Annotated in this window: 12 protein-coding genes; 11 read left to right on the forward strand and 1 reads right to left on the reverse strand. The window is 67.2% G+C overall.

Annotation, left to right across the window (positions count from 1 at the left end):
- From ACT6QK_RS13675 to ACT6QK_RS13720, 10 genes are all read left to right on the forward strand, one after another.
- The coding region (locus ACT6QK_RS13675; protein WP_444598377.1) for a cation diffusion facilitator family transporter at positions 1–441 on the forward strand (441 nt) is incomplete at its 5' end.
- A gap of 150 nt (positions 442–591) precedes the next feature.
- Entirely contained in the window at positions 592–1,749 is a 1,158-nt protein-coding gene (locus ACT6QK_RS13680) for a CobW family GTP-binding protein (RefSeq protein WP_444598378.1), read from the forward strand.
- Positions 1,750–1,780: 31 nt separating this feature from the next.
- Positions 1,781–2,056 (forward strand): AbrB/MazE/SpoVT family DNA-binding domain-containing protein, encoded by a 276-nt coding sequence (locus ACT6QK_RS13685; protein ID WP_444598379.1) that lies wholly within the window; start codon positions 1,781–1,783, stop codon positions 2,054–2,056.
- Positions 2,053–2,451 (forward strand): type II toxin-antitoxin system VapC family toxin, encoded by a 399-nt coding sequence (locus ACT6QK_RS13690; RefSeq protein WP_444598380.1) that lies wholly within the window; start codon positions 2,053–2,055, stop codon positions 2,449–2,451. The genes ACT6QK_RS13685 and ACT6QK_RS13690 overlap by 4 nt, the downstream gene beginning before the upstream one ends.
- A complete protein-coding gene (locus ACT6QK_RS13695) occupies positions 2,448–2,654 on the forward strand; it encodes a DUF2093 domain-containing protein (RefSeq protein WP_444598381.1) in 207 nt (68 codons plus the stop codon). The genes ACT6QK_RS13690 and ACT6QK_RS13695 overlap by 4 nt, the downstream gene beginning before the upstream one ends.
- Positions 2,651–3,619 (forward strand): WD40 repeat domain-containing protein, encoded by a 969-nt coding sequence (locus tag ACT6QK_RS13700; protein WP_444598382.1) that lies wholly within the window; start codon positions 2,651–2,653, stop codon positions 3,617–3,619. Before ACT6QK_RS13695 ends, ACT6QK_RS13700 begins: the two co-directional genes overlap by 4 nt.
- 48 nt (positions 3,620–3,667) lie before the next feature.
- A complete protein-coding gene (locus ACT6QK_RS13705; RefSeq protein ID WP_444598383.1) occupies positions 3,668–3,799 on the forward strand; it encodes a hypothetical protein in 132 nt (43 codons plus the stop codon).
- Between the two features lie 47 nt (positions 3,800–3,846).
- On the forward strand, positions 3,847–4,512 hold the full coding sequence (gene mtgA / locus ACT6QK_RS13710; RefSeq protein WP_444598387.1) for a monofunctional biosynthetic peptidoglycan transglycosylase: 666 nt from the start codon (positions 3,847–3,849) through the stop codon (positions 4,510–4,512).
- 81 nt (positions 4,513–4,593) lie between these two features.
- On the forward strand, positions 4,594–6,504 hold the full coding sequence (locus ACT6QK_RS13715; protein WP_444598384.1) for a M2 family metallopeptidase: 1,911 nt from the start codon (positions 4,594–4,596) through the stop codon (positions 6,502–6,504).
- A gap of 139 nt (positions 6,505–6,643) precedes the next feature.
- On the forward strand, positions 6,644–8,272 hold the full coding sequence (locus ACT6QK_RS13720; protein ID WP_444598385.1) for a TadE/TadG family type IV pilus assembly protein: 1,629 nt from the start codon (positions 6,644–6,646) through the stop codon (positions 8,270–8,272).
- 119 nt (positions 8,273–8,391) lie between these two features.
- Here the strand turns inward: ACT6QK_RS13720 and ACT6QK_RS13725 are convergent, their stop codons facing one another.
- Entirely contained in the window at positions 8,392–9,303 is a 912-nt protein-coding gene (locus ACT6QK_RS13725; protein WP_444598388.1) for an isopenicillin N synthase family dioxygenase, read from the reverse strand.
- Positions 9,304–9,534: 231 nt separating this feature from the next.
- On the opposite strand from ACT6QK_RS13725, the gene ACT6QK_RS13730 reads away from it, so the two are divergent.
- Positions 9,535–10,209 carry an OmpA family protein gene (locus ACT6QK_RS13730; protein ID WP_444598386.1) on the forward strand — a complete coding sequence of 225 codons (675 nt, stop codon included), beginning with the start codon at positions 9,535–9,537 and terminating at the stop codon, positions 10,207–10,209.
- The last annotated feature ends 453 nt before the right edge of the window (positions 10,210–10,662 follow it).

Genomic DNA, 10,662 nt, shown 5'->3' on the forward strand with positions numbered 1-10,662 from the left:
CGCGGCGCCTATCTGCACATGATGGCCGACGCGGGGGTCTCCATCGGGGTGGTCATCGCCGGGGCCGTGGTCCTGTTCACCGGCTGGACGATCATCGACCCCCTGGTCAGCCTCGTCATCGTCACCGTCATCCTGATCGGCACCTGGGGCCTGCTGCGGGACTCGGTCGATCTGGCCCTGGACGCCGCCCCGCGCGGGGTGGAGGTCGAGACGATTAAGGCCGCCTTCCTCGCCCTGCCCGGGGTCACCGCCATCCACGACCTGCACGTCTGGGGCCTGTCCACCACCGAGACCGCACTGACCGCCCATCTGGTGCACGACCGGGCCGACGCCGACGCCCTGCTGGCCGAGGCTCAGGCGCTCGCCCGCACCCGGTTCTCGATCCGCCACACGACGCTTCAGCTGGAATCCGGCGGCGCGCTGGATTGCGCTGACTGCTGACGGGGTGTCGGGTGAAGAGTGCTAGTGAGTAGTGAGTAGAGGCATGCGCGGCTCACAGCGTCCCTACTCACAACTCACTAGCACTCTTCACCCGCACGCCGACGCCGCCCCGACTGGCGCACGGCCCTCACCGCCCCTAAGTGTGCGCCCATGACCGACACCGTCTCTTCCAAGATCCCCGTCACCGTCCTCACCGGCTATCTCGGCGCGGGCAAGACGACGCTGCTGAACCGCATCCTCACCGAAGACCACGGCAAGAAATACGCCGTCATCGTCAACGAGTTCGGCGAGATCGGCATCGACAACGATCTGGTGGTCGGCGCCGACGAGGACGTGTTCGAGATGAACAACGGCTGCGTCTGCTGCACGGTGCGCGGCGATCTGATCCGCGTGGTGTCCGGCCTGATGAAGCGGCAACGCCCCGGAAAGCCGGCCTTCGACGCCATCATCGTGGAGACCACCGGCCTGGCCGATCCCGGCCCGGTCGCCCAGACCTTCTTCGTGGACGAGGACGTCAAGGCCAGGACAACCCTCGACAGCGTCACCGCCCTGGTCGACGCCAAGCACGTCATGGCGCGGCTGGACGACTCGAAGGAGGCCCGCGAACAGGTCGCCTTCGCCGACCGGATCATCCTGAACAAGGTCGATCTGGCGACCGAGGCCGAGCTGGCCGCCGTCGAGGCCAGGCTGCGCGGCCTGAACCCCCTGGCCCCCATCACGCGCGCCGAACGGTCCAATGTGCCGCTGGATCAGGTTTTGGGGCTGCACGGCTTCGATCTGGACCGCATCCTCGAGGTTCGCCCCGACTGGGTGAACCCGCCCCACGGCGCCGAAGGCCATGTCCACGACGAGCATTGCGGCCACGACCATCACCACGGACATGACCACGCGCACGATCATGACCACGAGCACCACCATCATGGGCATGGCCATGCGCACGGTCCCGACTCAACCGACTCTTCGGACTCCGTTTCGGCGCCGGTTTCGGGCGCGCGCGGGCACAATCATGCCGACGACATTCGGGGCATCAGCCTGTCGCTCGACCGGCCGCTGGACGGGACGAAATTCACCGCCTGGCTCGACCGGCTGCTGGGCGAGCAGGGCCAGAACATCCTGCGCGCCAAGGGCATCATCGACGTCAAGGGCGAGGACCGCCGTCTGGTCTTCCAGGCCGTGCACATGATCCTCGAAGGCGACCTGCAACGCGAATGGGGCGCCAAGGAACGCCGCTGGAGCCGCGCCGTCTTCATCGGCCGTGACCTCGACGAGGCCGCGCTGAAGGCCGGGTTCGAGGCCTGCGCGGCTTGAAGGTAAGGCGATTTTGCCTTACATCGTCGGAATGACCCAACTCACCGTCACCGCCAAGGGACAAATCACCCTCAAGAAGGCCCTGCTCGAGGGTCTCGGCGCTCGCGTGGGCGACCGGCTCCAGGTCGATGTTCGGCCCGACGGCGGTCTGGTCATCCTGCCTGTTCGGCGCAAGTCCCGAAGCTGGAGCGAGCTGGCGGGCATGCTCAAGCGACCGGGCCAGCCGGTGCTGACCATCGAAGAGATGAATGAGGCGATCGCCGAGGCCGGCGCCGCCGCCGGTATGGCCGGGCTCGACGATCATTGAGGATCGCCGTCGACACCAACATCCTGCTTCGGTTTCTTCTGGCTGACGATCCCGACCAGCACCGCATCGCCTCGCGCCTCCTGGAGGACGCGGAAGCGGTGATCGTGCCCATGGTCGCCCTGTGCGAGGCGGTCTGGGTTCTGTCTCGAACCTACAGGCTAAGCCGGGCGGAAATCGCTGAGATGATCCGCGCCCTCGTCGAAGCGGAGACCATCGAATGCGACATGGACCTGGTCCAGACGGGTCTCGCCACCCTGGAGGCCGGCGGCGACTTCGCTGACGGGGTCATTGCGCGGCAGGGCCAGTTCAAGCGGGCGGACGTTTTCGTTTCCTTCGATCAGAAGGCCGTCCGCCAGATGAACCGCATCGGCATCGAAGCCCGGACGCCCGCATGACCCCCTCCCCCATCCCCGCTCGCCTCGCCGTCCTGCGCTACAACAGCGCCGATTTCGACGTCCTGAAGTCCGGCGATCATGTCCTGTGCGCCGTCACGGGCCGGCCGATCCCGCTCGAGGCGCTGAACTACTGGAGCGTGGAGCTTCAGGAACCCTATGCATCCGCCGCCCAGATGACGCAGCGGTGGTTGGAGACCCGATGACGACATTCACCTTCGACGCCCAGGTCACCGCCGCCCTGTTCGACCGCGACGGCGCCGTCTTCGCCCTCGGCGACGGCTCGGTCCGGTTCGAGGACGGCCACTATGACGAGGTCCATGACGGCGCCGTCCTGTGTGCAGCCCTGCATCCGTCGGGCGAAGGGGTGGTCACCGGCGGGGACGACGGCCAGGTGGTCTGGAGCCGCAAGGGCGAGGCGGGTCTTCTGGCCCGCTCGGCCAGGGGGCAATGGATCGACGCCATCGACGCTTCGGCTGAGACGAACCTGATCGCCTTTTCGGCGGGCAAGACCCTGTCGGTCATCGACGCCACCGACGCCGGTTTCCGCCGCGACTTCGAGCACGAACGCACGGTCTCCGGCGTGGCCTTCGATCCCAAGGGTCGGCGCATCGCCTGCTCCACCTATGGCGGGGCGGCCCTATGGTATGCGCGGATCGCCCAGCAGAAGCCGGTCATGCTGAAATGGGCCGGATCGCACACGGGCGTCGCCTTCTCGCCCGACGGCGCCTTCGTCGTCTCGACCATGCAGGACAACCAGTTGCACGGCTGGCGCCTGAAGGACGCCAAGGACATGCGGATGGGCGGCTATCCATCCAAGGTCCGGTCCCTGGCCTTCCTGTCGGGCGGCCAGCTGATGGCGACCTCCGGGGCCCAGGGGGCGGTCCTCTGGCCATTCATCGGCGCCAATGGCCCCATGGGACGCGAGGCCACCGAGATCGGCTACGACGAGAACGCCATGGTCAACCTGGTCGCCGCCCGGCCCGCCCATGGCCGTCTGGCGGCCGGCCTGACCGACGGCCGGGTCTGGATCGCCGACCCGGCCGGTCAGGGGCTGAACTTCGTCAAGGCCGAACGTGGCCCGCCCGTCGTCGCCCTGGCCCTGTCGCCAGACGCCACGCGCGTCGCCTGGGCCGACGAGGACGGCGCGGCGGGCGTAGCGGAAGTTTAACCGCCCGCCGTTAAGGTCCCGGCGACCTTCGGGACCGCATCGGGCGCCATGAGCAAATATCGCAAGGAAACGCCCGCCGCCCAGGTCGGCTATGGATGTCTGTTCGCGGCGATCCTATTGGTCGTGCCTGTCGCCAGCTTCGCCGTGGTCTTCCTGTGGAACGTGAACGCCCCTCACTGACAGCCGCCGCGAAGGCGAAGACCCGGTCCCGCAAGACGGGCCGTCGTCTGCGTCCCCTCTTGTGGCTGCTACTGATCGTGGTCCTGATCCCGCCCGTCGGCGTGCTGATCCATGCAGTGGTCCCGCCGCCGGTGACCATTCTCATGCTTCAGCGCGCCGCCGCCGGCGAGGGGCTGGATTACCGCTGGCGCGGGCTGAACGACATGTCTCCCAATCTCGTCTATGCGGCCATCGCCTCGGAAGACGCCCGTTTCTGTTCGCACAGGGGATTCGACATGGAGGCCATCCAGAAGGCGCTGGATCACAATGAAGACGGCGGCAAGCTGCGCGGCGGCTCGACCATTTCGCAGCAGACGGCCAAGAACGTCTTCCTCTGGCCCGGCCGCAGCTGGATCAGGAAGGGGCTGGAGGCCGGCTACACCGTCCTGATCGAGACCGTCTGGTCCAAGCGCAGGATCATGGAGGTCTATCTCAATGTCGCCGAGATGGGGCCGGGGATCTATGGCGCCGAGGCCGGGGCGCGGCACTGGTTCGGCGTCTCGGCCAGCGACCTGACACCCCAGCAGGCCGCGCGGCTTGTCGCCATCCTGCCCAGCCCGCGCCGCTACAAGGCCGCCCCGCCCGGCCCCTATGTTCGTCGCCGCGCCGCGCGCGTCCAGGCCAACGCCCGGGTGGTGCGAAACCAGGGTCTGGCGGCCTGTGTGCTCCGCTGACCGGCGTCCCCCGGTAACCGGCGACGCTTGACGGCTCAGCCCGCCTCCCCTCCCATGCGCCCCTCGCTGGGAGTTGACGACATGAAGCCTATCCTGACCACAGCCTCGGTGCTGGCCATCACCTTTGGATTGGCCGCCTGCGCGACCACGGCCTCAAGCACGGACGCCGAAAATGCCGCATTGATTGAACAGCAGTCAGGTTGGACGGCGCAGGCTTCGAGCGGTGTCTCTTCTTCATCCTCCGACACCTACCCCGCAACAGCCGAAGGCGCCGCCGCCTTCATCGCCTCGGCCGAGACCACCATGACCGAACTGCTGGAGCGCGCAGCCCGTATCCAGTGGACCCGCGCCACCAACATCACCTTCGACACCATGTGGCTGGAAGCCAAGGTCAACGCCGAGGTCACCGAGACCCAGGTCCGCCTGGCCAACGAAGCGGCCCGTTTCAATGACGTGCAGGTCCCCGCCGATGTGCGCCGCAAGCTGAACCTCCTGAAACTGGCCATCGTCCTGCCGGCGCCGACGCGGGCGGGCGCCGCGACCGAGCTGGCCGACATCACCACCCGGCTGGATTCGACCTATGCGACCGGCAAGTTCAACTTCAAGGGCAGGACCCTCACCCTGGACGAGGCCAATGTCCTGATCGCCGAAAGCCGCGATCCGGCCGAGACAAAGGCCCTCTACGAAGGCTGGCGCACCGTCTCTCCGGTCATGAAGGCCGACTACGCCCGCATGGTCGAGATCGCCAACGAGGGCAGCCGCGACCTGGGCTTCGCCGACACCGGCGCCCTGTGGCGGTCGGGCTACGACATGGCCCCCGACGCCTTCGCCGCCGAGACCGACCGGCTGTGGGCCCAGGTCAAACCCTTCTACGAGAACCTGCACTGCTACGTCCGCGCCCGGCTGAACGAGAAATACGGCGACGCGGTCCAGCCCGCCACCGGCCCGATCCGGGCCGATCTGCTGGGCAATATGTGGTCCCAGCAGTGGGGCAATATCTATGACGTCGTGGCGCCGAAGACCGGCGGCGCCTCCAGCTACGACCTGACCAACCTCCTGACCTCGTCAGGCTACGACGCCACGAAGATGGTCAAGACCGGCGAGGGCTTCTACACCTCGCTCGGCCTCGCCGGCCTGCCCCAGACCTTCTGGGAACGGTCCCAGATCACGCGTCCCCGGGATCGGGAGGTCGTCTGCCACGCCTCGGCCTGGGACATCGACAACCTGGACGACATCCGCATCAAGATGTGCACCCAGGTGAACGGCGACGACTTCTACACCGTTCACCACGAACTGGGTCACAACTACTACCAGCGGGCCTACACGGGTCAGCCGATCCTGTTCCGCAACGGCGCCAATGACGGCTTCCACGAGGCGATCGGCGACTTCGTCGGCCTGTCGGCCCTGACCCCCACCTACCTCAACCAGATCGGCCTTCTGAAGACCACGCCGGGCGCGGACGAGGACATCCCCTTCCTGCTCAAGATGGCGCTGGACAAGATCGCCTTCCTGCCCTTTGGCCTGATGGTCGATCGCTGGCGCTGGGACGTGTTCAGCGGAAAGACGACCCCGGACCAGTACAACGCCGCCTGGACCGCCGACATGCTGAAGTATCAGGGTCTGGTTCCGCCGGGACCGCGTCCGGCCGACGCCTTCGATCCGGGCGCCAAGTATCATGTGCCCGGCAACACGCCCTACACCCGCTACTTCCTGGCCCACATCTACCAGTTCCAGTTCCAGCGCGCGGCCTGCAAACAGGCGGGCTGGACCGGGCCGCTGCACCGCTGTTCGGTTTACGGCAATACAGAGGTCGGCCAACGCTTCAACGCCATGCTGGAGATGGGCCAGTCCCGTCCCTGGCCCGAGGCCATGCAGGCCTTCACCGGCGAGACAGGCAACGACGCCTCGGCCATCGCCGACTATTTCGCGCCCCTGAACACCTGGCTGACCGAACAGAACCGCGGCAAGCCCTGCGGCTGGTCCTCGACCTGAACCCGCCAGAACGGTCAAGCTTGCGTTAACCGCGTGCCTTGACGGTTCGCTTAACATACCGGCGCTACACTCCGCGGCTGATACGGGCGACTTGCCCGGGGACGCCGTTGTGGGTGCGCCGATGTGGGATCAGGACGGGATGAAGCGCGGAGCGGTGCGCCTGACGGCGCACGCCCGTCGTTTTCTCGCCGAAACCCGTGGCAATGTGGCGATGATCTTCGCCCTGACCATGCCGGTCCTGGTCATGATCACCATGGGCGGGGTGGATATCAATCGCGCCTCGACGGTGCGCGCCAGCCTGCGCGACGCCCTGGTCGCCGCCGCCCTGGCCGCCGCCCGGTCCTCGGCCACAACCAATGCCGAGATCAACGCCATCGGCAACCGGGTGCTGCGCGCCAACCTGCAGACCTTCCCGGACGCCACCCTGACCAGCGCCACCTTCACCCTGAACACCAGCCAGGTCGTCGTCGCCGACGCCACGGTGAGCGTGAAGACCCTGGTCGCCGGCATCGTCCTGCCCTCGACCGGCCAGCTGTTCAACGACCGCATCCCGGTCGGCGCGCATTCCGAAGTCAATCGCTCAGCCAAGAACCTGGAAGTCGCCATGGTTCTGGACGTCACCGGCTCGATGGACGGCAATGACATCGCCGCCCTGAAGACCGCCGCGGCCAGCCTCGTCGACACCATCGTCAAGGACGTCCAGACGCCCTACACCTCCCGCGTTTCGGTCGTGCCTTATTCGATGGGGGTCAACCTCGGCGCCGCCGCCGTCAACGCCCGGGGCGCCACGGCCGCCGGGTCGCCCATCACCGGCGCCACGCGAAGCTGCTCCACCTCGAAAGGGGTGACCACCTGCACCATCGTGGTGACCTCCAACGGCCACCCCTATGTCGTCGGCGACAAGGTGGTGATCAGCGGCGTCAACGGCATGAACGGCGCCTTGAACAGCGCGACCAACACCGCCTGGACCATCACGGCCAGGACGACCAACACCTTCACCTTCAAGACCGGCTCGGTCACCGGCTCCTACAGCTCCGGCGGCACGGCTTACTGCACGAACACCGGCTGCGAGTACAAGGCCTTCACCAACCTCGACGGCGGAACCTCGGTCCAGCGGATCAGCACCTGCGTCACGGAGCGGACCGGAACCCAGGCCTATACGGACGCCTCGCCTGCCACGGCTCCGGTCGGTCGCAACTATCCGATGAACGAAACGAGTAACGCCTGTCTGTCGTCGGAGATCATGCCCCTGAGCAGCAACAAGACCACGCTCAAGGCGCGCATCAGCGGCCTGACCGCCGTGGGATCGACCGCCGGCCAGATCGGCACCGCCTGGGGCTGGTATACCCTGTCGCCCAACTTCAACAGTCTCTGGTCCGGCTCGGCCGCCAACCCCTACAACTCGTCCGAGACGGTCAAGGCCGTGGTGTTGATGACCGACGGCGATTTCAACACCCCCTACAACAACGGGGTGATCGCGGCGGACGCCCTGACAGGGTCGGGCGCCAACAGCAACAAGATCAACGCCAACGCCACCAACGGCGCCTCCGCGTCCCAGGCGACCCAGCTGTGCACCGCCATGAAGGCCCGGGGCATCACCGTCTACACCGTCGCCTTCTCGGTATCGCCGAACAGCGCGGCGGCCACCCTGCTCAACGGCTGCGCCTCCAACCCCGACAAGGCCTATGCCGCCTCCAGCGGCTCTGAACTGGTCTCGGCCTTCCAGGCCATCGGCCGCGACATCACGCAGCTCAGGATCAGTCGCTGACACGACGCGGTCGCTTGCGGCTTGAGCGCGAGATGACCTGCGTCCGAGATTGAACCTGCCCGAAGGGCCAGGCCGCGTCGGGTCGGGAGGTCCCGAAGGGCCGACGACCGCGGACCAGCCTAAAGAAGCCGAATTTCCTTCAGCCGCTCGGTCAGGAAGTCCTCGGCCATGATGGCGCGGCCTTCATAGCGATCGGGATTCTCCGGCGTGATCGTGGACGGCAGGGTCTCGATCACGAAGTCCGGGTTGAAGTGCAGGAAGAAGGGCGTCGAGTACCGGGCGAAGCCGCGACGCTCGGGCGCCGGATTGACCACCCGGTGGGTCGTCGACGGCAGGACGTGGTTGGTCAGCCGCTGCAGCATGTCGCCGATATTTACCACCAGGGCCCCCGGCGGCGGAGCGATGTCCAGCCATTGGCCGTCGGCGTCCTTGAGCTGCAGCCCCGCCTCCTCGGCCCCCAGCAGCAGGGTGATGACATTGATGTCCTCGTGCGCCCCGGCCCGCACGCCCGGCGCGTCGGCCGGAACCGGCGGATAGTGGAGCATGCGCAGGATAGAGTTCCCCATCTCGACCTTGTCATCGAAATAGTCGTCCGGCAGCGTCAGATAGCGGGCGATGGCGCGCAGCACCTTGCGCCCCAGCACGTCCAGGGCCTCGAACATGCCGTAGAGGTGGGTGCGGAAGCCCTGCACCTCGGTCGGCCACAGGTTGTCGCGCATGTATTTGCGATAGGGATGACCCTCGGGCAGTTCGCGCCCGACGTGCCAGAACTCCTTCAAATCGACGGCCTTGGCGTCCTTGGCCGCCTCCACCCCAAACGGCGTCAGGCCGCGCGCCCCGCCGGTCCCCGGCCTGTGATAGGCCCGCTTGACCTCCTCGGGCAGGGCGAAGAAGGCCTTGGCGTCGGCGATGGCCGCCTCGATCGTCAGCTCATCCAGGCCGTGGTCGGCGATGACGGCGAAGCCGTAGCGCTTGAATGAGGCCCCCAGGTCGTCGCTGAAGCCCTGGAAATCAGCGTTATAGCGCGACATCGAAACGGGCGTGATGCCGCGCGTCGCGGCTGGGGCGGCGGAGGTCTGGGTGTCGGCAGAGTTCACGGTCGGGCCTTGCTCATGTCGGTTCGGACGTCTGCATACGCCCTAACGGCCGAAATTGGCAGATCGGCGCCCTCTCCGACTTGTTCATCTGCGCGTCATGCGGGAACCTTCACTATAAGGCCACGTTCCGGGTTTCGGAGCGAACGCTTTCCAAGGAACAGAACCATGCGCGCCAACATTCTCGTCATCGGAACCAGCGTCGCCGCCCTGCTCGGCGCGACCGCCTGCACCACCACCGATCCCTACAGCTCGACCCCGCGTCGCAACAACACCGCCACGGGCGCCATCGCCGGCGCCCTGGGCGGCGCGGTCCTCGGCTATCTGACGAACACCTCCAACGGCGAACAGGGCCGTCGCAACGCCCTGATCGGCGCCGGCGTCGGCGCCCTGGGCGGGGCGGCGGTCGGCCAGTACATGGACCGCCAGCAACGCGCCATGGAGGCCGAACTGTCCGGCTCCGGCGTGGGCGTGGCCCGTCAGGGCGACACCCTGGTTCTCCGCATGCCCGCCGACGTCACCTTCGCCACCAACCAGTCCAACGTCGAGCCGCGCTTCGACGCGACCCTGGCCGACGTCGCCGGCGTCCTGCGCCAGTATGACCAGTCGATCGTGGACGTCGTGGGCCACACGGATTCCAGCGGCGGCGACGCCATCAACCAGCCCCTGTCCGAGCGGCGCGCCGTTTCGGTGGCCGACGCCCTGATCCGCAACGGCGTCCAGCGCGAGCGGCTCTATGTGGCCGGCGTCTCGTCGCGCAACCCGGTGGCGTCCAACGACACCCCCGCCGGTCGCGCCCAGAATCGTCGGGTCGAGATCGTGATCCGTCCCTTCACGGGCTGACGTCATCCAGGTTGATCGGCCGACGGCCCCGCCCGGCCTGAAGGCGGCGCGCTCTCGAAAGGGGCGCGCCGTTTTCGCTTGCGGTCCCCTTGTGTCCCGAACAGCGTCATGCAGAACTGGGCTCGACGTCGGGAGGGGACATGGACGGCGAAGAGCGGGAGATTGTGCGCGGCCTCGGCCTGGCGATCGTCGCCCTGGTCTCCGCCCTCCTGACCGCCACCCTCGTGATCGGCCTGGGCTCCGCCCTGATACGATAGGGCAGCCTTACTTGGTCGGCGCCGTCGTCCTCCCGTTCCTTAACCCCGAACGCAACACCGCCGGCCTGGGGTGATCCGGGCCGGCGGTGTGTTTTGGTATCGGCATCGTGATCCGTGGGGGGAGGATTTGGCCCTCCCCCTTGGGATCAGAAGTTGATGCTGATGGTGGCGCGACGGTTCAGAGGCTCGCGAACGC

Source organism: Brevundimonas sp. (genome assembly GCF_052436175.1).
In the GTDB taxonomy this organism is placed as follows: Bacteria; Pseudomonadota; Alphaproteobacteria; order Caulobacterales; family Caulobacteraceae; genus Brevundimonas.

Excerpts from the sequence above, each read along its gene's own strand:
- ACT6QK_RS13725 (WP_444598388.1), bottom strand. The coding sequence starts at position 9,303 with ATGTCGCGCTATAACGCTGATTTCCAGGGCTTCAGCGACGACCTGGGG.
- ACT6QK_RS13720 (WP_444598385.1), top strand. The coding sequence starts at position 6,644 with ATGAAGCGCGGAGCGGTGCGCCTGACGGCGCACGCCCGTCGTTTTCTC.
- ACT6QK_RS13705 (WP_444598383.1), top strand. The coding sequence starts at position 3,668 with ATGAGCAAATATCGCAAGGAAACGCCCGCCGCCCAGGTCGGCTATGGA.
- ACT6QK_RS13685 (WP_444598379.1), top strand. The coding sequence starts at position 1,781 with ATGACCCAACTCACCGTCACCGCCAAGGGACAAATCACCCTCAAGAAG.
- ACT6QK_RS13680 (WP_444598378.1), top strand. The coding sequence starts at position 592 with ATGACCGACACCGTCTCTTCCAAGATCCCCGTCACCGTCCTCACCGGC.
- ACT6QK_RS13730 (WP_444598386.1), top strand. The coding sequence starts at position 9,535 with ATGCGCGCCAACATTCTCGTCATCGGAACCAGCGTCGCCGCCCTGCTC.
- ACT6QK_RS13700 (WP_444598382.1), top strand. The coding sequence starts at position 2,651 with ATGACGACATTCACCTTCGACGCCCAGGTCACCGCCGCCCTGTTCGAC.
- ACT6QK_RS13695 (WP_444598381.1), top strand. The coding sequence starts at position 2,448 with ATGACCCCCTCCCCCATCCCCGCTCGCCTCGCCGTCCTGCGCTACAAC.
- ACT6QK_RS13715 (WP_444598384.1), top strand. The coding sequence starts at position 4,594 with ATGAAGCCTATCCTGACCACAGCCTCGGTGCTGGCCATCACCTTTGGA.